Source organism: Brevibacterium sp. RIT 803 (assembly GCF_016892625.1).
Taxonomy (GTDB): Bacteria; Actinomycetota; Actinomycetes; order Actinomycetales; family Brevibacteriaceae; genus Brevibacterium.
In genome coordinates this window covers 669,756-694,454 of the sequence record NZ_JAFEMW010000001.1, presented here as the reverse complement: position 1 = coordinate 694,454, position 24,699 = coordinate 669,756, and the positions used below count along the sequence as shown (strand labels likewise).

Genomic DNA, 24,699 nt, shown 5'->3' with positions numbered 1-24,699 from the left:
GATATCTACTGCGCTTCGGGACGAACGTTGTAGAAGATGTCGCCGGACGCAGCGGTGAACTCGTGGCCGACGAAGCCTGACCTGATGCCGGTCGTCGTCGACCGCGCCCCGAATTTGAGTACGGGCAGGTAATCGTAGAACGCCTTCTGCAGATCATCCTTTGCGGAGACGGCCTGTTCGCCGCTTGGAGCGTGAATGATCGTGTCGAAAGCAGCTTCGATTTCCGGGCTCTCCGTCCACCCGGGCCACACAGGGTCGAAGAACACCTGGGTTAGCGGGGTAGAAGTCGGTGAGAACCCAGTGATGAAAATCTCATAGCTCGTGTCATCGGTTCGATTCTGGAGCACGGTGGCCCAGTCGGTGACGATGAGCCGAGACTTGATTCCAACATCGTTGAGTTGCTGATCCATAACGACGGCATTGTTGTAGTGTTCTTCGTATTCCCTGGAAGTGAGGATGCGAACCTCCTCACCGTTATAGTCGGCCTTGTCAAGGAGTTCTGCGACCTGCTTCGGATTCGGATGGTTGTAAGCGTTGAGGCCTTTCGTCGAGTACCAGTCGGAAGTTTTGGGCATCAGCGCGCCGTTCGTGTCATAGAGCTTTTCCGACGAGAACGCAGCCTTCTGGATATCGTCAATGTTCGTCGCGGCCAGGACTGCTCTACGCATTTTCGGATCGGACATCACTCCAGTCTTCTTGTTAAAGATCGCCGCATTGAATCCGTTGTCGCCTGTAGTGAGATTGATGTTCTCGTCGCTGTCGAGCATGTCCAGATTGTCCGGAGGCAAGGCGTTCGCGGCATCGTACTCGCCGGTCTGGAGGCCCGACATTCGAGTGGATGGATCATTGACGAAGTAGAAGAACATCGAATCGAAGGCAGCCTTCCTCGCACCTCCGGTACCGTTCGTTTTGCCCTTCGGCGAAACGTAGTCGTCGAATCGGGACATCTGAACGTACTGATCGGTGTTCCACTTCTCCATTGTGTAAGGTCCGGTACCGATGAATTCTTCGACAGGATCGTCCCCGGCGGCCTCGAGAATTTCCTTAGGCTGGATCGCTGGGAGTTGCCCCTGGTCTGCAAGGAGCTGAAGCGCGACAAAAAGTGGGTCGGGCAGTTTGATCTCCACCTTGTCTGACGATGATGATGAAACCTTCGCGTCTGAGAAGAAGAGCTGACCGACTGAGGCCTTCGCAATCCACGCCTTGAGTGAGGCGACGACATCGTCGGCCTCCATTGTCGATCCGTCGTGGAACTTCACGTTCTTGCGGAGAGCGAAGCTGACAAGGGTTCCGTCGTCGGAGAGCGAGAACGATTCAGCCAGCACAGGTTTGACCTGGTTGTCGGCATCAATGGTGATGAGCGGTTCGAAGAAGTTGCGAGAGATGTCGCGCGTCGCTGTGGACGTGGTCATCAGAGGATCAAGCGTCGGAGGTTGAGCGTTCCACGCTACGATGAAGCTGCTGCCCTCGCCACGCTGCGCGTCGCCGAGCCCCCCGCCGGTGCAGGCGCTCAGAGAAAGAAGCACAGCCAGGACCGCTCCCAGCACCAGTCGTCTCATTGTGTGCCTTCCTGTTCTGTCCCTGAAGCGGACGCCAGAAGCGCCCGACCCCCTTTTGTCACCGCGGCCCTGGAGATCTGACGGTTCTCAATGAGCATTTCGCCATTGACGAGAAGATGAACGACCCCGTCAGCAGTCATCACAGGGGTGGGATCGGTACGAGGTTCGGCCGCATCGATGTCGACAATGACGATATCTGCATCGGCACCCACACCGAGGTGCCCCTTGGCTTCGAACGCGGGTGCACTCCGCGCCAGTATCCTGGCCGGAATGTCACTTGAGCGGCTGATGACGTCACTGAGGTCCATGAGCCCGGTGTCGCGATGCAGCCATGCAATGGCACGGATGAAGCAGGAGCCGCTTCTCGGGTGGACGGCATACCCGGTAGGCACAGGCAGCACAGTTGGGAAGGGGTTGCCCTCATCGCCTCCTGTGAGCCGGGTCAGAGGCATCGCATCTGAGGCAATGGCTGCTCCTGGGAAGGAGAGCGTGGACAGCAGCTCGTCGACTCCGACAGACAGGTCGGGACCGTAGTACCGGATGAGGCACAGTCCACCCGGATCCTGCGCCCGCAGCTCGGCGAGCCTGTCGTAGGACGACATCTGTTCCGACCCCGGGAGGTATGTGATGGTTGATGCCGGAGTTCCATTGCTTTGGAGGGTCTCTGGGGAGAGGAAATCGGCGCCGATCACCGTGGACGCGAATTCGAATGGGTATGATTCGGTGGTCATCGGCAGTCCTCGCTCGATCGCATCAGAGAGCACTCGAGCTGATTCCTCGCCATCACCGGCATTCGAACTGGCAAAATGGCAGATATGAATGCGAACTCCCGTCGACTCACTGAGTTCGACGAGTTCGGCCACGGATTCATGAGCAGTATGGCCCTCGATCTCGGCACCGTAGCGTGCATGGACGAACAGCGTCGTGTTGCGTTCCGCTGCGAGTCGAGCTAAGGCATGGAGCTCTGCGGAATCGATGGCGGGTGCGTAGCCGAGCAGGACCCCGATCCCGATGGCGCCATCATCGAGTTGTTGGGACACCAGTTCAATGATGTCGCGCCGCTCCTCCTCAGACGCTGGCTTCGACCAGTTGCCACTGCCTTGCAGTGCGCTGAACATCTCCAGCGGGAGTGCGGGAAGGCGAGCTACCTGATCGGAGTCCATTCCTTCCATGACGATCATGCGCGCAAGCAGCCAAGATGCGGAGTACCCGTAGTTCAGAGCTCTCCCTTCATCTGCGGCTGCGTTGAGCGTGTGATTCAGTGGCGCAGCACCGCATTCGAGTTCGAGACTCGTGGTGACGCCGTCGTAAGCCTGGAGGAGATGTCCGATCTCGTTCTGGGCGTGACTGTGCATATCGACGAATCCCGGAGCGACAACGAATCCCGTAGCGTCGATGGTGTGGGCAGCCGTGATCGGCTCGCTGTCGACGTGGACGATGCGCCCATCGGTGATGCCGATTGTGAGCACCTCGTCGATGTGATGACGTGGGTCGACCACTCGGCCGCCCGTGATGAGTGTCTGGCACTGTGATGTCATGAGATGAGTTCCTTCCCGAGCCCCTCGCTCAGCGGATGTCTGGAAACTGGTCAAGAGGCCGTGTTCGATTGATGTCCGGGACAGAATTCCATGAACCGATGCGGTCTTCGACCCGCTTGGCGATCTCGAGCAGCCTGGCTTCATCGCGGAATCGTCCGACGAGCTGAATCCCCACAGGCAGTCCCATGTTGGTGAAACCCACTGGAACCGAGATCGCCGGATGGTTTGTCGTTGTGATGATGCTGGGAAGCGTCATCCAGTCGAGGTAGTCCGACATCTGAGTCCCGTCGATCTGCCGGGGATAGCGCATTCGAGCGTCAAAGGGAGGAACTTGAACCGTCGGGGTGATGAGAACGTCCACTGTCTGCAGGAAGTCAGCCATTGCCGACCACGATTGAGACTGCGCTGTCAGTGCGGCGGACGCTTCTTGGCCGGTGACACGACGTCCAGCTTCTATGTTCCACAGGGCGTCATCTTTCATTCGACCGCTGTGGTCATCCGCGATGGGTCCCAGGCTTGCTAACATCTGCAGACCGCGCAAGGTGCGGAAGGCTTCTTTGGCTTCAGGCAGAAGCGGATGTGCACGCTTGATTTCGAAATCCGCGCCGGAGAGTTCGGCCACCGCTGCCTCCACGACGGACCTGACCGAATCGGCGACGGGAAACATTCCTGAGAAGTCCAGCGAATACGCGGCGGTGATCATTGGTTCCCCAAGCGAGGAGCCTAAGGGTGACGTTGCCACTTCCTCCAAGGCAGCAGTGTCGACGGTGTAGGAGAATGGGTCGGCAGGGCTGAACCCGACCATGTTCGCCAATAGTCGAGCGGTGTCTCTTACCGTTCGAGCCATAGGGCCTTTGACCGAGAGCGTCCCGTACGCTAAGCCGTTGGGGGAGTTGGGGATGGTTCCCAGGGAAGGGCGCAGTCCGACGACATTGCAGAAGGAAGCCGGGTTGCGCAGTGAGCCGCCCGTGTCGCTGCCGTCTGCGATGGGAAGCATGCGGGAAGCGAGGGCCGCCGCCGCTCCGCCAGAACTTCCTCCGGCTGAATGATCGAGGGAATACGGGTTGCGAGTGAGCCCTGTGACCTCATTGAATGTATGCGAGCCCAGTCCGAATTCCGGGGTGTTCGACTTCGCCACGACCACCGCACCGGCACGCTTCATGCGCTCGACGAGGATATGGTCTCGTGTCGCAACTCGATTCGCGAAAATCGAGCTGCCCTGGGTATGGCGAAACCCAGCGGCGGGAATGAGATCCTTCACCGCTACAGGCAGACCTGCCAGAGGCAGACTCTGCCGTTCGTTGAGGGACAGCTCATCGATTCGCTGTGCCTCGGCTAGGGCTGCCTCAGGATGAACATCGAGTAGAGCATTGACACTCGGATTCGCAGCGTCGATACGTTCAAGATGTGAAGTGACCACCCGGACGGCTGTGAACTCACCGCGATGGACACCAGCGACGAGGCCGAGAGCTGTTGAGTCGTCAAGGTTGATGTCTGGTGTCGTGTGCGCGCTCATCGACCGTCGACCTCGACCGAGTGCTCGGACGTGGTGATGGCCTCGAGTTCTGCCACATCGATATCGAAACCTATGCCGAGTCCTTGCGGGACGTCGACGCTGCCACGGTTCATTGTGACTTCTGGGATGATGACATCTCTCTTCCAGTAGCGAGCAGATGGTGCGGTATCTCCTGGCAGAGTGAAACCGGGGAGTGAGGCGATTGCAAGGTTGTGGGCCCGGCCGATGCCGGATTCGAGCATTCCTCCGCACCACACGTCAAGACCTTCGTCTCGGCACAGCGCCTCGATGTCCTTTGCTTCGTTGATTCCTCCGACGCGTCCGATCTTGATGTTGATGATTCGGCAGCTGCCCAGTTCGATGGCCTTCCGTGTGTCGGCGAGGGAATGGATGCTCTCGTCGAGGCAGATGGGTGTGCGAAGTGCCTGCTGAAGATGACGGTGGTCGACGATGTCGTCGTGAGCAAGTGGCTGTTCGATCATCGTGAGATTGAGTTCATCGAGATGTCGGAGGTGGTCGGTGTCGGCCAGTGTGTAGGCGTTGTTTGCGTCGGCCATGAGGGGGACATCGGGATGTTCGGCTCTCACAGCGCGCAGGAAGGACAGATCGGCCCCGGGCTTGATTTTGACCTTGATTCTGGCGAAGCCCTCGTCGACAGCTTCGGACACGAAATCGACGAGTTGGTTCTCTGACTCCTTGATTCCGACGCTGAGTCCGACTTCGACAGATCTCTTCGTCCCTCCGATGGCTTTCGCCAGGGAGATGCCCTGCGTCTTTGCCCAGAGGTCCCAGATCGCTCCTTCCACGGCAGCCTTGGCCATGTTGTTGCGCTTGATTGGCGCCAGAATGTCACGGATTTCGCGCGGATGAGTGATTTCGGCACCAATGAGGAGAGGGATGAGTTGCTCGATGAGCACGAGTTCGCAGCCGGAGGTGTATTCCTCTGAGTAGTAGGGGTACGCGAATGCACCGCATTCGCCGAACCCTGTCTTGGCACCGGAGGTGGCCTCGACGATGAGGAAGTCACGATTGGACTGAGTGGAAAAGCTGGTCGTGAAGGGCGTGATGAGGTCGAGCTCGGCGCGGCGGACGGTGATCTTTTCGATGTTCAATGTTCAGCCCTTTGCAGTGGTTCTCTGGGACGGGTGGTGGATCGGTACGGAGGCGAGAAGGCGCTTCGTGTAGTCGTGCTGTGGGTTGGCGAACAATTCTGCGGTGTCTGCCTCTTCGACGATCTTTCCCTGATGCATGACGCCGACTCGGTGAGCGAGGTAACGGACGACGGACATGTCGTGGGTGATGAAGAGGTAAGCGAGTCCAAGATCAGCCTGCAGGCTGCGAAGCAGGTTGAGGATTTGTGCTTGGATCGAGACGTCGAGTGCCGACACGGGTTCATCGCAGATGATGATCCGAGGCGAGGCGACAAGTGCACGGGCGATGCCGATCCTCTGCCGTTGCCCTCCGGAGAACTCGTGAGGGTAGCGCTGGGCGTGCTCATCCGAAAAGCCCACTGCTGAAAGGGCTTCGTCGACCTTGGAACGCAGCGTTGTCGGATCCTTTTCGCCGATGATGCGCAGAGACTCTTCGAGAATGCTGCGGATGCGACGGCGCGGGTTGAGAGAGGAGTAGGGGTCCTGGAAGATCATCTGCACATCCCGATTTGAACGCTTGGTGTTCTGCGTCAACTTTGACCCATCTGCGGCACTGACAATCACTTCGCCTGCCGTTGGTGTGATGAGCCCTTGAAGCAGGCGACCGGTCGTTGACTTGCCCGACCCCGACTCCCCGACGAGCGCGTAGGTTCTTCCTGCTGTCAGAGACAGACTCACCTGATCCACTGCTTTCGTCTCGGCCACAGTGCGTCCCATGGGCGATCGAGTGACGAAGGTCTTAGTCAGATTTCGCGCTTCCAACACAGTCTGTTCGAGTGTCATCTGGCCATTCCGTCCTTCACTGGAGAATTTCCGATGAGCTCCTGGCTGCGGATACACCGTGACGTGTGGTCGGGTGAGAGAACTTCGAGTTCGACAGTTCTCTCACGACATTCCGGTAGTGCGAAAGGACATCGATCGGCGAAACGGCACCCGCTAGGCACATTGTGCAATGTCGGGACGGATCCTGGAATGATTGGAAGGTCCGCGCTGGGATCGGAACCGACATCTGGGGTCGAAGCCATCAGCCCTCGAGTGTAGGGATGTGCCGGGTTGTCGAACAGGGTGTGAACATCCGTGGATTCGACGACCTCGCCCAAATACATGACGACAACACGGTCGCAGATCTCGGCTACGACGCCGAGGTCATGAGTGATGAAGAGAATGCCGGCGTTGAACTCGTCTTTGAGTTCGATGAGCAGTCGGAGGATCTGCGCCTGTGTGGTGACATCGAGAGCCGTCGTCGGCTCATCGGCGATGAGCAGTTCCGGATCGCAGGACAGAGCCATCGCGATCATCACACGTTGACGTTGCCCCCCGGAGAGCTGGTGTGGATATTGTCTCATCCGTCTTTCCGGCTCGGGGATTCCAGTCTTGTCGAGGAGGTCGACGGCCGCTGACCGTGCGCTGCGCTTGCCGATTTTCCTATGGGCGAGGACTGCCTCGGTGAGCTGGTCGCCAATCGTGAATACCGGGTTGAGCGCGCTCATCGGGTCCTGGAAGATCATCGCGATCCGGTTCCCACGAATTCGACGCATCGCTTCTTCGCCGAAAGTAAGCAGATCCTCACCGTCGAAGTTCATCTGTCCCGAATAGCGCGTTGACGAGGGGTCGAGGAGTTGGAGGATCGACTCGGCAGTCACACTCTTTCCACACCCGGACTCACCGACGATGCCGACGACTTCGCCCTGGGCAACACTGAAGGAGACTCCGTCAACGGCTGTTACTGTGCCATGCTCAGTGTCGAAGCTCGTGCGCAAATCGATTACGTCCAGCAGCTTGGTCATCGTGGTGCTCACTTCCTGCGGTTGAAGGTCGGGTCGAGGAGGTCTCTGAGCCCATCACCGAGGAGGTTGACGGCGAGGATCGTCGACATGATGAACGCTCCGGGGAACACCGTCATCCACCATGCGCTGTAAATCAGAGTCTTTCCGTCGAGGAGCATATTTCCCCAACTCGGAGCCGGTGGCGGGACTCCAGCGCCGAGGAAGCTCAGCGCTGCCTCGGTGATGATCGAATCGGCGAACACGAACGTAGCCTGAACGATGAGTGGCGAGAGGACATTGGGAAATATGTTGATCCACAGAATCCGGAACAGGGATGCCCCCTGCGAGCGCAAGGCTTCGACATAGGTCTGTTCTTTGGCGACGAGGGCCGCCGAACGCACGATCCTAGCGACATAAGGAGTGAAGACAATGCTCAGCGCTATGATCACATTTGATGTCTGCTGGCCCATTGCGGCCATGATGGCGATGGCCAGCAATATGGCAGGGAATGCCATCAGGCCATCAGAGATACGCATGAGGATGGTGTCGGCGATTCGATTGTACGCAGCGAACAGCCCGACGATCGCCCCAAGGACCGAGGTGATTAAGGCTGTTACCGCACCGACGAGGAGAGAGACCCTGGCGCCGGCGACGGCTCTTGCGAAGGTGTCTCTCCCGTAGTTGTCCGTGCCGAAGGGGTGGTCGAGGCTTGGCGGCGCGAGCCGTTGCGACGGGTTGAGTGTAAGAGGATCGCCAGCAAACACGGGGCCGAGGATGGCAACGGCAACGACTATGGCCAGGACGATGCCGCCGGTCATCGCCAACTTATGTGCGCCGAAGCGTCGGAGGAACATCGAGCGTCGTGAGTAGGTTTTGTTGAGGCGGTTGAGAGACCCGACTGTCATAGTGTCTGTCATAATTGGTCCTCCTCAGGAATAGCGCACGCGCGGGTCGAGGACGCTGTAGAGAACGTCGACAAGGAAGTTGATGAGGACATAGGACACAGCGATGAGGAGGATGACCCCTTGAATGACGACGATGTCCCGTCGTTCGATTGAGTTGACGATCAGCTGTCCGATACCAGGAACATTGAACACGGTCTCCACGACGGCAGCCCCAGCGACGAGTGTGCCGAGAGTTTGCCCGATTGTGGTGAGGATGGGCATAGCCGCATTGCGCAGGGCATGTTTGTAGATGATGCGATTGCCCGAGAGCCCTTTGGCTTTCGCGGTCTTCAGGTAGGGCTTGGACAGGGTTTCGAGCATGCTGGTGCGTGTCATTCGGGCGATCAGTGCCGCCTGCATGCTGCCGAGGGCGATAGCGGGAAGGAGCAGGTACTTCAACGTTTCGAAAATTCCGTCTTCGAGCGGTGAGTACCCGGCGACCGGTAGCCACCCGAGCAGAACACCAAAGATAAGCATGAGGAAGAGACCGAGCAGGAAGCTGGGCACCGAGATTCCGAGGAGTGCTCCGACCATCACCGTCTGGTCTGTTCCAGTTCCCTGTTTGCGGGCGGCGACGATGCCTGCGGGCACACCGACCAGGATGGCAATGATCTCAGCGAAGATCGCAAGGTTGATTGTCGGCGCCAACGCGGCTTGGATGACGGTGGCTACTGGGAGCCCGATGAAGAACGACTGGCCGAGATCGCCTTGCAGCGCGCTGACAACCCACGTGAAGAACTGCGCGTAGAGAGGCTCATTGAGGCCAAGGCTTTGTCTAAGTGTTTCGACTTGGGCAGGGGTGGCCTCCGGCCCCAGCATCACTGCGGCGGCATCACCGGGCATGAGATGGATGAGGAGGAAAGTAACTATCGCAACCACGATGAGGACGGGGATCAAGGCTGCGGCTCTGCGCATGAGGAAACCAACCATATGAACTCCTGTCGTTGACTCACATCACATCCGTGGAGGCTGCGTCCAGTATTCAGTCAGTGAATATGGAGGTCAATGTATTCGCGCACAATGGTGATATCGGACACATTGATGACTGTTTTATGCATGAGGAGGGAGGGCAGTGGCTGAAAATCACACGAATCAGAAGATTCTCGAGGCGCTCCACATCGATGGCCGTGCATCTTGGCAGAGGATCGCCGAGGCGATCGGTGAGAATGAGAGGACTGTTGCCCGGCGAGGGAATGCTCTGATCAGCGAAGGCATCGTGAAGATTGTTGCGTTCAATGTGCCTGCCCATGGTTTCGTCCTTGCAATCAACAGCGGCCCGGGACAGGCGAGAATGACCTCGATGGCACTGGGCAAGCTCGACTCGACGATGTGGGTTCATCTGACAACCGGAACCAGTGACGTGATCGGTGCGGTGGCGGTGTCCGTCAATGAGCAGGAAGAGTTTCTCCTCGACGAGATACCAGCGATACCCGGAGCTTCACAGTGGCAAGCTTTTCCCGTCCTCTGTTACCTGAGGACGGCTCGGATCTGGCGGCCGGGTGTGCTCACCTCGGCACAGCGCGAGGGTCTCATCGAATCCTGTCCGCAGGCTCCAGAGCTCAAGTTGGGCTTCGAGATCGATCTCGATGACGAGGATGCCACGATACTCAAAGCATTGAAGGAGGATGGAAGGAAGAGTTATGACGAGCTCGCCCGTCAGGTCGGGACGTCGGTTGCAACTGTCAAGCGTAGGTTGGATCGACTCCGCCGCGAGGGGAAGTTGCAGATTCGTGCAGCGATTGCTCCCTGCCACCTCGGGCTCCGGACAGAGATCGTCATGTGGTTGCGTGTCCGGGACTCAGATATCGAGCACGCAACTCAGGCGCTGGTTGGTGACGACACGATCAAATATGCCGTTCGAATTGCCGGAAACTGGACCTTTGTCCTTAAGTTCGACGTCGTTGACCGTCATTTCGTAGACGCGTTCTTGAGGTCGCGAGAATGGACAAAGTACGTCGATTCCAGCAGTATGTCGGTCGTGGTCGCGACGACTAAACGCAACAACACCAGAAGCACCTAGATCTCTACTCGGCCGCTGGTGTGTGCATTGCGGATGCCCTCCGAAACAGGTCAGATGCGGGCAGTCGATCGGGAGGAGTATCCTCGGCGAAGAAGAGGTCCTCGATTCCCGGACCAGGTGAGCTGCGCCCTCGCGAAGGAGACACACAATGGCTGCGAACCATCGCCCCGTCCTGCTCGCCATGGACTTCCAGAACGGCATCGCCGGTGATGAGGCCTTCACCAAGACCGGCGTCCTCGAACGTGCCCATGATGCTGTCGCTGCTGCCAGAGAGAAGGGCATCCCTGTCATCTGGGTGCGCGTGGCATTGCGGGAAGGGCACCCGGAGCTCGTGGAGACCGCATCGTTTGGGCAGATCGCCGCCCACGGGGATCTCGATGAGTCACACGCGTCGACGAGCATCCACGAGACACTGGGACGGCATGAGGGCGAACCGATCGTGACGAAGCGTCGCATCAGTGCCTTTACCGGCAGCGATCTCGAAGTTCTGCTGCGCGGTTACGGTGCCGACATTCTGATCCTCGCCGGCGTCGCCACCAGTGGAGTGGTTCTCTCGACCATCCGGCAAGCCGCCGACCTCGACTTCCGCCTGACGGTGCTTTCCGACGCCTGTGCAGATCGGGATGAGGAGGTCCACCGGGTGCTCACGGAGAAGGTCTTTCCCAAACAGGCCACGGTGCTCACCGTCGACGACTGGGCTGCGCACACCTGAAACTGGACTGCCCAGAGCTCAGCATCGAGCGGTCACGTCATAGCGTGGGCTGTCGACGCCAAGGTGCGCGCTGGAGGCTGATCGGTCTCAGAAGCTTGAGGAATCCTCGACATCGGCACCGGTCTGCACGGTGAAGCCGCGGCCCAGAACCTGCGGGTGCGGGTTCTCAATCGCCCGCGAATAGTGGCCGATGAGCTGTGAGCACACGCTCTTCCAGCTGCGGCTGAGCACCTGATGACGTCCGGCGACACCGAACGCCCGACGCTTCGCCTCATCGCCGAGGAGGTCCGTGACATGCCCGCGCATCGCCATCAGATCCTTCGGGGTGTAGAGCCACCCGGTGTGGGAGGAGTCGACGAGATCCATCGGGCCGCCTCGGGCGGGGGCGATGACGGGCACCTCGGAGGCCATGGCCTCCTGGATGGTCTGGCAGAAGGTCTCGAGCTCGCCGGGGGCGACCATGATGTCGAAGCTCGCCACCGCCTGGGCCAGAGCATCGCCACCCAGGAAGCCAGCGAAGTGCGCATTCGGCAGTGAGCGTTCGAGCCGAGCTCGCCACGGGCCGTCGCCGACGACGACGAGCTTCGAATCGGGCACATCGTCCAGAACGGCCAGATCCTCAACCTGCTTCTCGGCCGCGAGCCGACCGACGTAGCCGATGATCTTCTCACCATTGGGAGCTACGGACCGGCGCCAGGCCTCTGATCGGTGACTGGGGTCGAAGCGGGAGGAGTCGACCCCGCGTGCCCACAGATCCACCTCGGCGACTCCGAGTCCGGACATCTGATTGAGTGTGTACGACGAGGGGACCAGAGTCAGGGAGGCGTGCTGATGGATGTTGCGCACATGCGACCACAGCATGGCCTCGATACCGTGCATGCCGTACCGCGCGGCATACGCGGGCACCTCGGTCTGATAGATCGCCACCGTCGGCAGATCGAGGCTCTGAGCGGCCAGGACGCCCCGCCATCCGAGCACGAAGGGGCTGGCCAGGTGGACGACATCGGGGTTGAAGTTCTCCAGCAGTCGTTTGATGCGGCTGACCCCGCCGGGAGCCACACGGACCCGACGATACTTCGGCAGGGCGATCGATGGAACACGGATGATGCGGGCTCCGGCGACTTCCTTGGGTCCGTCGCGGCGTGTGCCCGGTGCGATGATGAGGACGTCGTCGCCGCGGTCGGCCAGATGGTCGAGGACGCGCAGGAGTGAGTGGGTGACCCCATTCATGTTGGGGAGGAAGGACTCTGCAATGATCGCTACTCTCACAGAACTCAGTTCACGCCCTCAGGGTGAAGGACTGGCGACATCGAGGCGTCCCTCCGGCGACGAAAGGCCGAAATCGCCGCGCACGATCGGGTCTGGAGTTGCGCACGGTCGAATCTGCCGCCGCTTGCGATCAGGTCCGGTGTCGCTCGGAATCAGAGGTGATGCAGAAATAGTGAGGCATTCGGTGACCAGCCGGCGGCCGGTTCGCGACGGGTCTGAACCCCGCGTAAACTGAAGTGTCGGGAATGCGAATGAGAGGGGAGGCGAGATTGGTCTGGTTCATCGTCGGGGCATGTGTCCTCGCCCTCGTCGTCCTCGCACTGGTTCTCACCTTCGTGCGGTTCAACCAGCTCTCGATGGCCCGTTCGCTCTGCGATGAGGCCAAACGCCAGCTGCTGGTCGAACTGCGCGGTCGGCACGCCCTTGTACCCGCCTACATCGGGACCCTGCAGCAGGTCACCACGCGAGATCTCAGCACTGTCGAGCTTGCGCTCGCCTCGGCCGAGCGTGCACCGTTCGGCCCTCGCGGTGCGGCCGCGGAACGCGCGCTGACCCGAGCCGTCGACGATGCGGCACAGATTCCCAACCAGGTCACCGATAGGGCCGGCACCTCTGATTCGTCCCTGGCGATGCAGACGAATCCCCGTGAAGAGCTCGAGACCACGATCGCACTTCTGCACGGCCAGCTGAACGTGCTGACTGAACGCATACGGTCCGGGGCCCGCATCTACAACGCGAACGTCGATCTCTACCACCGACAACGCGAACGAGCCATGTCGCGGCTGTTTCAGAATGTGTTCAAGGCCCGCGAACTCTTCACCGAAGCTCAATCTCAGGGCCCCTCCACCGAGGCGGAGTCGGAGCAGTCGTTCACCGATGCGCAGTCTGAAGAACAGTCTGGAGCCCGGGACCACACACGACCAGCCGGATCATGACGCGGTTCCGCATCGACCTCGGCTACCGAGGCACCGACTTCCACGGCTGGGCGAAGCAGCCCGGCCTGCGTACCGTACAGGCATCGCTCGAGGCCGGGCTGGCCCGGATCACCGGCGGCGAGGTGGCCACCGTCGTTGCCGGGCGCACCGACGCGGGAGTCCACGCGAGACGGCAGACCGTCCACATCGACCTGCCCGCAGCAGGTGTCGAGAAGCTCATCGGCAAGGCGTCTCGGTCCGCCGAGGCGGCTCTGCTGTCGCGTCTGCGCGGAGTCCTCACGGTCGATGACACCGATGACATCATCATCCATGCCGTTTCCGAGGTCCCGGAGGACTTCGATGCCCGGTTCTCCGCACTGTGGCGGACCTACCAGTACAGACTCGCCGACCGCCGGTCCTTCATCGACCCGCTGCTGACCCCCATGACGCTGCGGCACAAGGGTGAACTCGACGCCGAGGCGATGGCCGAGGCCGCACGAGAGGCCCAGGGGCTGCACGACTTCCTTCCATTCTGCAAGCCACGGGCAGGTGCGACGACCATCCGCACCCTCCACGAACTCGATGTCACCCGGGATCAGGAAGCCGTGATCACGATCGATCTGCGTGCCGATGCGTTCTGCCACCACATGGTCCGTGCCCTGGTGGGCGGGCTGATCAAGGTCGGATCCGGCACGTGGCCAGTGACTCAGCCCGCCGAACTCCTCGCCGAGGCGGATACCGGCATCGAACCCGATATGCCCATGTTCGTCACGCCCGCACACGGACTCGTCCTCACCGGTGTGGGTTATCCGGAGGCCGAATTCTATGCCTCCCGCGCGGCTCAGACGATGGCGCGTCGCACTCAGGAATAGCCCCTCCATACTCAGCATCTGATCAATGTTGACTGGGTGCCTTGTCGTCTTTTTGAGAGAATCCCTCTTCCCAGATGTGAAAATCCTGTGTACATTCACGTGTAGGTAACTCCCCGTTCTCTTCAGCACTGCAGGATGAGTCTGCTTGATCCTCGCGAGGCACAGTGGTTGTGCAGTGGATGAAATGACCAAAGGAACTTGAACACATGTCGAAACTTGTGACGAAGATGGTGGCAACAGGAGCGGCAGTGTCGATGTTGACGCTGCCGGGTGCTGCTCCTGCTGTTGCCTCGTCCCTCGGAGGTGATTCCGTCAGGGAAGCACCCGCCGAGGCGAGCCTCCCCACCCCATCCTCAGACAGCTCGGCACCAGATGACTCATCCGCTGCATCCTCCTCCGCTGCCGACGCCGAAGCCGGTACCGGCAACACTGCAGACAAGACTGCAGGCAAGGACGCCTCTGCTCAGGCGGCAGCCGAGGGCACCAAAGTCCAGCTGCTCAACATCACCGACTTCCACGGACGCATCGCCGAGGCCGGAACGCAGCTCGCCTCGGTCGTCGAGGAAGAGCGTGCGAAGTATGCGGCTGCGGACGGCACAGCCGGAACCGGGCTCCTCTCCGCCGGCGACAACATCGGAGCCTCCACCTACGTCTCCTCCTCCCAGCAGGACACCCCGACATTGGACGTACTCAACGCCATCGGCACGCAGGCTTCGGCCGTCGGCAACCACGAGTTCGACCAGGGCATCGACGATCTGACCGGCAGAGTCTCCTCCGAATCGGACTTCCCCTACCTTGCCGCCAACGTCTACGACAAGGGCACCACCGACGTCGTCGACGGGCTCGAAGGCTATACGACGATCGACGTGGGCGGCGTGAAGGTCGCCGTCATCGGCGTCGTCACCAAGGACACCAAGTCGCTTGTCTCACCCGACGGCATCGCCGACCTCGATTTCGGTGACCCCACCGACGCCGTCAACCGTGTCGTCGGTGAGATCGAGGCTCTGCCCGCTGATGAACAGCCGGATATGACGGTCGTCGAGGCCCACCTGGGCGCCTCGAGCACCGAGAGCCTGGGAGATGCCCAAGCCTCGAACGCCGAGTTCGACAAGCTCGTGACGCAAGCAGATGCGTCCGTCGACGTCCTCTTCACCGGCCACACCCACCTGCCGTACGCATTCGAGGCCCCTGTGCCCGGCGAATCCGACCGGACTCGCCCCGTGATCGAGGCAGGCAGCTACGGCGAATACGTCGGCCAGGTCCAGCTCGAGGCCGATGCCGAGGGAAACTGGACGACCGAGAACACCGATCTCATCACAACGGCGGACAAGAGCTACGATTCGCCTGTCGTCGACGAGGTCGCGAAGATCATCGCGGACGCCGACGAGAAGGCGAAGGTCCCAGGCTCTGTCGTTGCCGGTGAGATCAGCGAGGACATCACCCGCGCCACGAAGGACGGCGAGGAGGACCGCGGTGCGGAGAGCACCCTGGGCAACCTCGTCGCTGACGCCCTCAAGGATGGAGTCGAGGGCACACAGCTCGACGAGGCCGACTTCGGTATCACGAACCCGGGCGGACTGCGCACGGACCTCAGATGCGACGACATCTACAATACCGAGGACACGTGCGAAGTCACGGCCGCTGAACTCAGCTCGGTCCTGCCCTTTGCCAATGATCATGGTGTCGTGACGATGCAGGGCTCTGATGTCATCGGTCTGTTCGAAGAGCAGTGGCAGCCAGCAGATGCCTCGCGGCCGTTCCTCCACCTCGGCATCTCCGACGAGCTCGAAGTCGTCTACGACTCCGACGCGGCCACGGGCGAGCATGTGAAGTCGGTCGAGGTCAACGGCAAGAAGCTCGACCCGGACAAGGAGTACAGGGTCGCTACTCTGAGCTTCCTCGCCGCCGGGGGAGACAACTTCTCCTCCTTCGCCAAGGGTGACTTCGAACTCTCCGGACTCACTGACTTCGAGACCTGGGTCGACTACTTCGAGAAGAGCACGGACGAGAACGAGCAGGTCTCGCCGGACAACGACGAACGCCAGGCCGATCTGACGAAGGACGTCATCGACAACGGTGACCTCACGGTCGATCTCGCTGCCCCTGACAATGGCATCGAGCCCGGTGAGAGCAAGGACTTCGTCCTCAGCACCACCGCCGAGGCAGAGGTCCCAGGACCGGTGGACGTGACCGTTGACCTGCCCGAGGGTTACACCGTCAGCGCCGCTGATTCCGAATCGGCCGGGGCCCAGAAGGCAGCGAAGTCGGAGACGGCGAAGGCCCCCGAGGTCAAGGTCGACGCCGCGGCGAAGACCATGACCTTGGAATCGATCCCAGCCGGTGCCAGCGACGTCGCCATCAACGTCACCGCACCCGATGATGCCTCCGGTGAGGTCACCGTCGAGGTGGGGCTGAAGGCCGGCGAGGGCGAGTGGTGGGATGACAACCCGCTGCCCCTCAGCCACGAATTCGAGGCCACGGCACAGATCGGCGATGTGGCGAATGCGGCGGCCGACGATGATGGCGGTGTCGATGGCACATCTGACGGTGCAGGAGCGGGTTCCAACGCTGACGGTGGTGCCGGCGGTGACAACGGAACCGGAACGGATGCGAATGCCGACGGCGCGAACGCGGACGTCTCCGGGGCCACCTCTGCGAATGCGGACAACGGCGGAGCCGAGGCCGACGGTTCGAAGGACGGCGGGGACCTGCCTCGTACCGGCTTCGAAGCCATGAACCTCGTGGCTGCGGCACTCGCACTCATCGTTGCAGGCAGCATGGCCGTGACCGCGGTGCGTCGGCGTACGACCGTCGGGTGAGTCAGAAGCTCAGTACAGGCTGGGCGGCCTCACCGGCTGGGCCGCGTCGCCGGCTGAGGGCGTCACGGGCTGGTGTCGAGCAGGCGGCGCTCAGGAGGGACTGGAGCGTTCAGCCTGATCGCGGCTGTCTGCCGTCTGCTTAGTCTCGAAGGTTTCGAGATGGACGAGGATGGGGACGAGGAAGAGGATGCCCACGGCAGGGACGACGATTCCCGAGTCGTTGATGATCGTGCCGACACCCAGCAGGATGGCCAGGCTGATCATGCCCGCTCGCAGCAGTGGGATCCGATGGTAGGCGTCGGTCATTCCCTGCAGTGCGAAGCGCTGCGGTTCCAGCGCCAGCCAGAATACGCCGATGATGATGAGTGGCAGGATCAGCGTCATCCACGACTGGGTCAGGATGTCGATATTCATGCCGATCTTGCGGGCCAGCACGCTCAGGGCCTCTCCGCTGATGATGGAATCGAAGAAGCGGCCGAAGTGGGTGCGCTGATCGGCGGGACGCAGCCAGTCGATGAACAGGACCGCCAGCATGACGAAGCCCGCGATGCCGACGGTCAGTCCCATGCGTTTGAGCGAGAATCGGATTCCTGCGGCCGCGAGGACGAGGTAGGCGACGCCGATGATCAGCGTCGGGACGGACCCGAACTTCGTGCCCAGTCCCGGGGCGGCCAGGAGGACGCTCGAGACGAGGATCGGCACCGTGACGATGAGGATGCGCATGAGCGGTCTCGTCGTCAGCGATGCGAAGCCGGCCACGGCCAGCAGCAGAGCACAGCAGTAGAGCGCGAGTGCGGAATTGCCGATGCCGTAGAACCGAGATGCGATGAGCAGCGGTTCGCCCAGCAGCGTTGACATCTGGAGCTGAGAACCGGTGATGACGTCGTAGGCGAGGACGAGGACCGTGACGACGCTGACGAAGAGCACAGGTCCGAGTTTGTACCCGCGCCACGGCCCCAGCAAGGCGATGGCTCCGAGTATCAGTGCCCAGCCTGCCAAGGCTCCCAGCATCGCAATATCAGGGTTGGTCGCTCTCTCCCAGGGCACGGTGTTGACCAGATAGGTCGACACCGGCATTGCCGCGAAGACGATGCCCAATCGGTAGGCTCCGGAATGGACGAGGGCGCGATGGTTCTTGCGCAGGAACCAGGCCAGAACCAGCAGGCCGACCATGAGGGAGGCGACGACGGGGAAGAACCAGGTGGACAGTTCGTTCTGGGTCTTCACCGCCACCTGACGGTCGAGAACGGCCTGGAAGCGCGATTCCCAGCTGCTGTCTGCCCTCTGGTTGGACATCGGGGCGCCGGCCGCGTTCCGCATGGCCTGCCCATCGCTGAGCTCGACGAGCGTCGGTGCGATATCGGGGACCTGGATGAGGCCGGGTTGGCGAGTCGATGAAGAGCTCAGCAGTCCGGCAGTCCCTCCGGGGCGCAGCATCATCGTCGACTGCATCGACGAGCTCTTGCCCGAGCCGTCGGCGATCGACGAGAAGACGATCGGCGAGGTGCCTGCGGTCAGACGTTCGGGGTCGTCACCGTCGACCCAGCCGGCGGCTGCCAGAATCTCTCCGACGTGACTGTCGAGGGCCTTGAGGGAGTAACCGTCCGAGGTGGTGTCACCAAGATCGACGAGTGTGAGTTCACCGTTGAGTGAGGCCCGATTCGCCTGCTGGGCCAAGTTGTCGCCGATCGGTGACCAATCGTCGAGTTTGCCTCGGTGATCGGCCGCTGCGATCGCGGCACCGGGCCCGAAGGCAGCGATGTCGGGCACCGACTCAGCCAGATCGCCGAGGCCGGCGTCGTAGTTGTCGCTTCTGGCGACCTGACCATAGACGTCCCAGTCGGCGACCCAGCCGTGGAGCGGCGGCGCCGGTTCGCGGCACTGTTCACGGGGTTCGTCGGCGGCTCGCCGTCCCGAACCCACGCCGAGCCAACCGTCGACGGGGCAGCTGGTCGCCCGTACGCTGCGGGGAGTGATGGTGCCGATCTGCGCGGTCTGCATCATCCTCCACAGATTCGGAGTGGTGCGCGGATCGAGGTCCTCGAAGCTGAAACCGGAGACGCCGATGAAGATCGGGCCCTTGCCCGCCGAGGCGGCTTCCGCTTCCGATGCGCTCTTCCCATCCGTGCCCGACGTCGGCGCGGCCTGGGTGAGCTGCGGCATCCCGAGGACGAGCAGGGCGATGACGAAGAGGCCGAGCAGCATGCGCACCGACAGCGATGGTGTTCTCATGCTCGATCCGCCTTCTCACCAGCGACGGACTTCACTCCGACATCCTCTGTCGCGTGTTCGGCGCTCAGTGCCAGCAGGTAGGGCAGGAGCACCATGGCACCCGTCGAAGGCACGGCGATGCCGGAGTCCGTGAGCACCAGCCCCACGGCCATGCCTGTGACTGCGGCGAGGAAGCCGAAGTGGACGTCCTGGTCCCGAAAGACCTGCGGCAGGCGTCCCCTCCACTTGTTGGCCAGACGACCGGCGCGACTAGTGGGAGAGATGCTGGGGAAGTGGAGCAGATAACGGAGGAAGAACAGGATGGCGATGACCGCGAGGGGAGTCACGATCGCCAGTGCCGGGTTGATCTGCATGATGTGGAGATTGGCGCCGAGCTTCCGCCCGACCACCTGCAGCGCCTCACCGGTGACGATCTGGTCGAAGAAATTCCCGAAATGCGATCGTGCCCCCGGCTCACGCAGCCAGTCGAGGAACGCGATGCCAAGCAGCACGGCCAAGGAGGCCAGCCCGATGAGCATGAGGCGGAAGATGGAGAGGCGGACGCGGCTGACGAGAGCCAGCAGCACGAGAAGGCTGGCCAAGGTGGCGATCGTGCCGCCGAACTTCGCTCCCCAGGACGGATTTCCGGACACGAACACGGCAAGCAGTCCGAGGACGAGGGGAAGGATGAACACCATCCGACGATGCCCCTTTGCTCGCAGCCAGGAGATCGCAAGCCCCAGGAAGATGAAGAGGCTGACGATGAAGATCGCCGCACCCTGATTGCCCAGGCCGTAGTAGCGGCCGCCGACGATTGGGTTGTAGCCCAGCAGCGAGTTCCCCTGCAGATGCGAACCGGTGATGAGGTCCGCGGAGAGGATGAGGAAGCTCAGCAGCGAGAGTGCGGCCACACGTCCGCGCCAGGTCCGACCCCACGGCGGAAGCAGTGAGGCACCGAAGAGCAGCGCGGCCGAGACTGCGATCGAGACGCTGAGGCCGAACCCGGGGTGCGGGAGTCTGGCCCACGGGAACAGGCCGGCCAGGAACGCGCTCATCGGCAGGGTCGCCACCGCGAGTGAGACCCAGGCGAGGAATCTGTGCACTCTCGGGGCGATCGTCGCGCCGCCTCGGCGACTGAGGAGATTCCGGCTCAGGAGGACCCCGCACAGGACGAACAGAAGATAGAAGGTGATGTCGAGGAACAGGGAGAACGTCGACAGGTGCTGGTAGATCGACGTCGCCTTCTGCGACTCGGACACGAGGTCGTCGATGCGTTCCTGCGGGGCGTCATCAGTGGGTGTGTTGTCGAAGGAGATGCCGCTGGGGGAGGAGACGCCGAACTGGTCGAGGATTCCCGGGGCGATGTCCGTGAGCTGCAGGAGACCGGGGGTGCGGGTACTGGCCGATGACAGGCTGCCCGGTTCGTAGCCGGGACCGGAGGCGATGAATGCACGCAGCTGCGGCAGACTCGAACTGTCACCGAGGCCGGCGACCATGATCGTGGGCTCTTCGCTTCCCGATGTCGCTGAATTGCGGACCTCCTCCAGCTTGTCGCCCAGACGTTCGTCGGCCTCGGCGACGCGTTCCTCGCGGTCGAAGGAGACCGGGACGGTGTAGGAGTAGTCGGGGATCGGATCGTAGAGCCAGGCCGAGGAGCCGATCGCGCCCAGATCGACGAGGTCGAGCCGGCAGTCCGCGGCCGCGGCGTCATCGGTGTAGTTGGCGACAATGCCATTCTCGTCGGCCACGGCGTAGGCCGCTCCCGGTCCTTCGGCGGCGACGCAGGATCTGCCCTGCTCTCGGATCAGGCGGGCGAGCATCCCGTAGTCGACTGAGTAGCCGGAGTCGACGTTCGGCTCCTTGATGGACTCGAAGTCCTCGATCGTCGCGGTGGACGTGCCGTCAGCGGAACTGTCCGCGAGATCTTCATCACTCGATCCCTGTGCCTCGGCGCCTGATTGCGCGGCATCATCCACATCATCACGTGTCTTCTCCACGGCACCGTCACTGGTCGACGGTGCACTCAAAGGCGGACAGGTTGCCCTGTTGCCATCCTGTTCCCCATCGGTGGGTGGGCCCGCCTGAGCGCGAGCGCCGGCGCCCATGGACAGCCAGCCGGAGCCGGGGCACGTGGCCGAGCCGATGGTGCGCACATTGAGGTTGGCAGCCGACCCCTCGGAGAGGAGCTGATAGAGGTTGGGCGTGCGCACTGGATCGATATCGTTGATGGTCAGGCCAGGTATGCCATAGACGATGGTCGTGCCTGCGGGCCCCTGGGAGGCTTCGGAATCCTCACCCGGTGTGCCGGTGTTTCCCGGTGCTGCGGTGGGTGACGATCCTGTGGTCTTTGCGGCCGATGCCGACGGCGATCCGGTGGCCGAGGACCCGTGAGCGGCGGCAGCCGGTGACTGTGCCGGTCCGAGGATGAGGACCAGGAGCCCGAGAACTGATCCCAGCACCAGGAGTCTGAATGCGGGAAGGCGCGTGGGCAGAGGGGATGTAGGCGGCACAGCTCAATAGTATCGGCTCAGCTTTCCGCCCGCTCTGGCACTGGCCTGAGCGTTTGCTCCGCGGGAGAGAATGCATGTATATTTGATTGTCGTTGTGTGTGTCCGTCGTGCTCCCTTACATAGCCTCATGCGTTGCAGGCCCGTAGGTGAGGGGACGACTTCGATGGACAGACCCGATTCAAGACAACGAGTGCCCTGACTCATCAGACTCACGACCGGATGAGTCATCAGCACTACACCAAGAGATACGAAAAGAAGGCTACTTTTGCGTACGTTCACACCCAAGCCCGGCGATATTGAGCGCCAGTGGCACGTCATTGACGCCACTGACCAGGTGCTCGGTCGTCTTGCTGCCCAGGTTGCACGCCTGTTGCGCGGCAAGCACAAGACCACCTTTGCTCCTCATGTCGACACCGGTGACTTCGTCATCATCATCAATGCAGACAAGGTCGCATTGACCGGTGCGAAGCTCGATCAGAAGCGCGCTTACCACCACTCGGGTTACCCGGGCGGTCTGAAGAGCGTCAACTACGCCGAGCTTCTCGCCACCAATCCCGAGCGCGCAGTCGAAAAGGCTGTCGGCGGTATGGTTCCGAAGACTCGTCTCGGACGTGCCCAGATGCAGAAGCTGAAGGTGTACCAGGGTGGAGAGCACCCACACGCCGCTCAGAATCCGCAGCCGTACGAACTCAGCCAGGTCGCGCAGTAAGCGCGCCCCAGCTCTAGACATACCGAGGAGAACCGTGGCTGAAGAAACCACCACTGCGACAGAATCTGTCGAAGAACCAACCGTTACCGAATACACGTCTGAGACCCCTGAGTCAGCTGGCCTGGGCGAGCAGACCGCTGGCGGACGCGGACAGTCCCTGACCGCTCCCGGCAGTGCCGTCGGACGTCGCAAGCAGGCAATTGCTCGCGTCCGCCTGGTCCCCGGATCCGGTGAATGGACCATCAACGGACGTACTCTCGAAGAGTACTTCCCGAACAAGCTGCACCAGCAGCTCGTCAACGAGCCCTTCCGTCTGCTCGACCTCGAAGGACGTTTCGACGTCATCGTGCGCATCGGCGGCGGCGGACCTTCCGGCCAGGCCGGAGCCGTTCGTCTGGGCATCGCCCGTTCGCTCAACCAGATCGACGAAGAGTCGAACCGTGCTGAGCTGAAGAAGGCAGGCTACCTGCGCCGCGACGCACGCGTCCCCGAGCGCAAGAAGGCCGGTCTCAAGAAGGCACGTAAGGCACCTCAGTTCTCGAAGCGCTGATTCTGCTGTCAGGACTGCGCCTGGTCTGCCGCTGAAGCGCAGCCCCCGACAGTTCAGCTCGAAGAACACCGCAATGCGGCCCCGAACCGGATTCGGGGCCGCATTTCGTGCATTCACCTGCCTGACGTCCCACTCCCGCCTTCGACGCGGGCGACACATCTCGTACCGATTTCGGCCGTAGTACGGTCCGGCACCACCGCTTCGGCGGCGCTATGGACTACTATCGACGGGAAATTGAGGAAAGGACTTTCCATGACACGACTCTTCGGCACCGACGGTGTCCGTGGACTTGCCAACCGCGACATCTCCGCCCGGCTGGCACTCCAACTCTCCGTTGCAGGCTCGCGGGTCCTGACCCGCGGATGGCCCGAAGGCAAGCGCCCCTTCGCCGTCGTCGGCCGCGACACTCGGGTCTCCGGTGAGTTCCTCTCCGCTGCAATCTCCGCGGGCATCGCCTCCGCCGGCGTCGACGTGCTCGACGCGGGAATGCTGCCCACCCCCGGCATCGCCAGCGTCGTAGCGGACACCGGTGCCGCCTTCGGCGTGGTCATCTCCGCCTCCCACAATCCGATGCCGGACAACGGAATCAAGTTCTTCGCAGCAGGCGGGACGAAGCTCGATGACTCCGTCGAGGACTCGATCCTTGCGATCCTCGACGAGGACTGGACCCGTCCCACCGGCGCCGAGGTCGGTCGCATTTCCCGTTACCCCGCCGCTGCCGACGAATACACGGAGAAGCTCGTGCGGTCCCTCGACGCTGAGGGCACACGTCCTCTGTCCGGACTCAAGGTCGTCGTCGACTGCGCTCACGGTGCCGCGTCCATCGTCGGGCCCGCTGCCCTGCGCCAGGCCGGTGCCGAAGTCATCGTCTCCGCCGCCGAGCCCGACGGCTTCAACATCAACGACGGAGTCGGCTCCACTCACCTCGAACCGCTGCAGCGTCTCGTCGTCGAGACCCAGTCCGATCTGGGTGTGGCCTTCGACGGAGACGCCGACCGATGCCTGGCCGTGGACTCACTGGGCCGTGTCATCAACGGTGACCAGCTCATGGGAATTCTGGCGATCGGCCTCAAGGAACTCGGCGAGCTGAAGGGCAACACGCTCGTGACGACCGTGATGTCGAACATCGGCCTCAGGCACGCGATGGACAAGTACTCGATTGAGACCGTCCAGACAGCAGTCGGCGACCGCTACGTCCTCGAACGCATGCTGGCAGACGGCTTCGTCCTCGGAGGGGAGCAGTCCGGACACGTGCTCATGCTCGACCACGGCACGACCGGCGACGGCGTGCAGACGGCTCTGCACCTGATGAAGCGCATGGCCGATTCGAAGCGTACGCTGGCCGACCTGGCTGCCGAGATCCCTCAGCTGCCCCAAGCGCTCGTCAACGTCAAGGGCGTCGACAAGCACGGTGTGGACCACCCGAAGGTCACGGCCGAAGTCAACGCCGTCGAGGCCGAGCTTGAAGGCTCGGGTCGTGTGCTGCTGCGGGCCTCTGGCACCGAGGCCCTGATCCGCGTCATGGTCGAAGCGGAGACCGAAGACATCGCCCAGGCCCAGGCCGAACGTCTGGCCTCCAACGTGAGGGACACCCTGGGCCTAGAGGAATTCTGAGATGCAGCAGAGGCCGCAGTCGCAT

At 61.9% G+C, this 24,699-nt stretch carries 19 protein-coding genes and 1 pseudogene; 9 read left to right on the top strand and 11 right to left on the bottom strand.

From position 1 onward, the window contains the following. Positions 1–5: 5 nt before the first annotated feature. The 8 genes from JTF07_RS03200 to JTF07_RS03165 are packed head-to-tail and all read right to left on the bottom strand — an operon-like array spanning position 6 to position 9,404. Positions 6–1,559: an ABC transporter substrate-binding protein gene (locus JTF07_RS03200; RefSeq protein ID WP_204232866.1), complete on the bottom strand. Its 1,554-nt coding sequence runs from the start codon at positions 1,557–1,559 to the stop codon at positions 6–8. Then, positions 1,556–3,097 carry an amidohydrolase family protein gene (locus tag JTF07_RS03195; protein ID WP_204232865.1) on the bottom strand — a complete coding sequence of 514 codons (1,542 nt, stop codon included), beginning with the start codon at positions 3,095–3,097 and terminating at the stop codon, positions 1,556–1,558. The genes JTF07_RS03200 and JTF07_RS03195 overlap by 4 nt, the downstream gene beginning before the upstream one ends. Before the next feature lie 28 nt (positions 3,098–3,125). Further along, positions 3,126–4,613, bottom strand: a complete 1,488-nt coding sequence (locus tag JTF07_RS03190) for an amidase (protein WP_204232864.1) — start codon at positions 4,611–4,613, stop codon at positions 3,126–3,128. Further along, positions 4,610–5,725 carry an o-succinylbenzoate synthase gene (gene menC, locus JTF07_RS03185; RefSeq protein ID WP_204232863.1) on the bottom strand — a complete coding sequence of 372 codons (1,116 nt, stop codon included), beginning with the start codon at positions 5,723–5,725 and terminating at the stop codon, positions 4,610–4,612. The genes JTF07_RS03190 and menC overlap by 4 nt, the downstream gene beginning before the upstream one ends. Positions 5,726–5,728: 3 nt before the next feature. Further along, positions 5,729–6,547 (bottom strand): ATP-binding cassette domain-containing protein, encoded by an 819-nt coding sequence (locus tag JTF07_RS03180; RefSeq protein WP_204232862.1) that lies wholly within the window; start codon positions 6,545–6,547, stop codon positions 5,729–5,731. Further along, a complete protein-coding gene (locus tag JTF07_RS03175) occupies positions 6,544–7,551 on the bottom strand; it encodes an ABC transporter ATP-binding protein (RefSeq protein WP_204232861.1) in 1,008 nt (335 codons plus the stop codon). The genes JTF07_RS03180 and JTF07_RS03175 overlap by 4 nt, the downstream gene beginning before the upstream one ends. An 8-nt stretch (positions 7,552–7,559) precedes the next feature. After that, a complete protein-coding gene (locus tag JTF07_RS03170) occupies positions 7,560–8,447 on the bottom strand; it encodes an ABC transporter permease (RefSeq protein WP_204232860.1) in 888 nt (295 codons plus the stop codon). A 12-nt stretch (positions 8,448–8,459) separates the two neighbouring features. After that, positions 8,460–9,404 carry an ABC transporter permease gene (locus tag JTF07_RS03165; RefSeq protein WP_204232859.1) on the bottom strand — a complete coding sequence of 315 codons (945 nt, stop codon included), beginning with the start codon at positions 9,402–9,404 and terminating at the stop codon, positions 8,460–8,462. Positions 9,405–9,546: 142 nt separating this feature from the next. On the opposite strand from JTF07_RS03165, the pseudogene JTF07_RS20770 reads away from it, so the two are divergent. The 3 genes and pseudogenes from JTF07_RS20770 to JTF07_RS03155 form a co-directional block, all read left to right on the top strand. Further along, positions 9,547–9,684, top strand: a pseudogene (locus tag JTF07_RS20770) (Lrp/AsnC family transcriptional regulator); the annotation flags it as partial. Positions 9,685–9,690: 6 nt separating this feature from the next. Further along, a complete protein-coding gene (locus JTF07_RS03160) occupies positions 9,691–10,494 on the top strand; it encodes an Lrp/AsnC family transcriptional regulator (RefSeq protein ID WP_353843897.1) in 804 nt (267 codons plus the stop codon). Between the two features lie 148 nt (positions 10,495–10,642). Beyond that, positions 10,643–11,206: a cysteine hydrolase family protein gene (locus JTF07_RS03155; RefSeq protein WP_204232857.1), complete on the top strand. Its 564-nt coding sequence runs from the start codon at positions 10,643–10,645 to the stop codon at positions 11,204–11,206. An 87-nt stretch (positions 11,207–11,293) separates the two neighbouring features. Here JTF07_RS03155 and JTF07_RS03150 read toward each other — a convergent pair whose 3' ends face one another. Further along, positions 11,294–12,475: a glycosyltransferase family 4 protein gene (locus JTF07_RS03150; protein ID WP_353843856.1), complete on the bottom strand. Its 1,182-nt coding sequence runs from the start codon at positions 12,473–12,475 to the stop codon at positions 11,294–11,296. A gap of 269 nt (positions 12,476–12,744) precedes the next feature. Here JTF07_RS03150 and JTF07_RS03145 point away from each other — a divergent pair, with 269 nt between their 5' ends. The 3 genes from JTF07_RS03145 (at position 12,745) to JTF07_RS03135 (ending at position 17,080) form a co-directional block, all read left to right on the top strand. After that, positions 12,745–13,410, top strand: a complete 666-nt coding sequence (locus JTF07_RS03145; RefSeq protein WP_204232856.1) for a LemA family protein — start codon at positions 12,745–12,747, stop codon at positions 13,408–13,410. After that, positions 13,407–14,261, top strand: a complete 855-nt coding sequence (truA, locus tag JTF07_RS03140; protein ID WP_204232855.1) for a tRNA pseudouridine(38-40) synthase TruA — start codon at positions 13,407–13,409, stop codon at positions 14,259–14,261. Before JTF07_RS03145 ends, truA begins: the two co-directional genes overlap by 4 nt. Before the next feature lie 206 nt (positions 14,262–14,467). Beyond that, the gene (locus JTF07_RS03135; RefSeq protein ID WP_204232854.1) at positions 14,468–17,080 is read left to right on the top strand and encodes a bifunctional metallophosphatase/5'-nucleotidase; all 2,613 of its coding nucleotides are present in this window, start codon (positions 14,468–14,470) and stop codon (positions 17,078–17,080) included. A gap of 90 nt (positions 17,081–17,170) precedes the next feature. On the opposite strand, the gene JTF07_RS03130 is transcribed toward JTF07_RS03135, so the two are convergent. Then, on the bottom strand, positions 17,171–19,312 hold the full coding sequence (locus JTF07_RS03130; RefSeq protein ID WP_204232853.1) for a hypothetical protein: 2,142 nt from the start codon (positions 19,310–19,312) through the stop codon (positions 17,171–17,173). Beyond that, the gene (locus JTF07_RS03125) at positions 19,309–21,801 is read right to left on the bottom strand and encodes a hypothetical protein (RefSeq protein WP_204232852.1); all 2,493 of its coding nucleotides are present in this window, start codon (positions 21,799–21,801) and stop codon (positions 19,309–19,311) included. The genes JTF07_RS03130 and JTF07_RS03125 overlap by 4 nt, the downstream gene beginning before the upstream one ends. A 265-nt stretch (positions 21,802–22,066) precedes the next feature. Here JTF07_RS03125 and rplM point away from each other — a divergent pair, with 265 nt between their 5' ends. From rplM to glmM, 3 genes are all read left to right on the top strand, one after another. Further along, positions 22,067–22,510: a 50S ribosomal protein L13 gene (gene rplM / locus JTF07_RS03120; RefSeq protein ID WP_143923516.1), complete on the top strand. Its 444-nt coding sequence runs from the start codon at positions 22,067–22,069 to the stop codon at positions 22,508–22,510. A 34-nt stretch (positions 22,511–22,544) separates the two neighbouring features. Next, positions 22,545–23,060: a 30S ribosomal protein S9 gene (gene rpsI / locus JTF07_RS03115; RefSeq protein ID WP_143923515.1), complete on the top strand. Its 516-nt coding sequence runs from the start codon at positions 22,545–22,547 to the stop codon at positions 23,058–23,060. 252 nt (positions 23,061–23,312) lie between these two features. After that, a complete protein-coding gene (glmM, locus tag JTF07_RS03110; RefSeq protein ID WP_204232851.1) occupies positions 23,313–24,674 on the top strand; it encodes a phosphoglucosamine mutase in 1,362 nt (453 codons plus the stop codon). Positions 24,675–24,699: the final 25 nt, after the last annotated feature.

Bases quoted from the DNA above. Each gene is read 5' to 3' on its own strand.
- JTF07_RS03175 (WP_204232861.1), bottom strand. From the start codon at position 7,551: ATGACCAAGCTGCTGGACGTAATCGATTTGCGCACGAGCTTCGACACT.
- JTF07_RS03180 (WP_204232862.1), bottom strand. From the start codon at position 6,547: ATGACACTCGAACAGACTGTGTTGGAAGCGCGAAATCTGACTAAGACC.
- JTF07_RS03155 (WP_204232857.1), top strand. From the start codon at position 10,643: ATGGCTGCGAACCATCGCCCCGTCCTGCTCGCCATGGACTTCCAGAAC.
- JTF07_RS03165 (WP_204232859.1), bottom strand. From the start codon at position 9,404: ATGGTTGGTTTCCTCATGCGCAGAGCCGCAGCCTTGATCCCCGTCCTC.
- glmM (WP_204232851.1), top strand. From the start codon at position 23,313: ATGACACGACTCTTCGGCACCGACGGTGTCCGTGGACTTGCCAACCGC.
- JTF07_RS03190 (WP_204232864.1), bottom strand. From the start codon at position 4,613: ATGAGCGCGCACACGACACCAGACATCAACCTTGACGACTCAACAGCT.
- JTF07_RS03135 (WP_204232854.1), top strand. From the start codon at position 14,468: ATGTCGAAACTTGTGACGAAGATGGTGGCAACAGGAGCGGCAGTGTCG.
- JTF07_RS03130 (WP_204232853.1), bottom strand. From the start codon at position 19,312: ATGAGAACACCATCGCTGTCGGTGCGCATGCTGCTCGGCCTCTTCGTC.
- JTF07_RS03170 (WP_204232860.1), bottom strand. From the start codon at position 8,447: ATGACAGACACTATGACAGTCGGGTCTCTCAACCGCCTCAACAAAACC.
- JTF07_RS03195 (WP_204232865.1), bottom strand. From the start codon at position 3,097: ATGACATCACAGTGCCAGACACTCATCACGGGCGGCCGAGTGGTCGAC.
- JTF07_RS03200 (WP_204232866.1), bottom strand. From the start codon at position 1,559: ATGAGACGACTGGTGCTGGGAGCGGTCCTGGCTGTGCTTCTTTCTCTG.
- truA (WP_204232855.1), top strand. From the start codon at position 13,407: ATGACGCGGTTCCGCATCGACCTCGGCTACCGAGGCACCGACTTCCAC.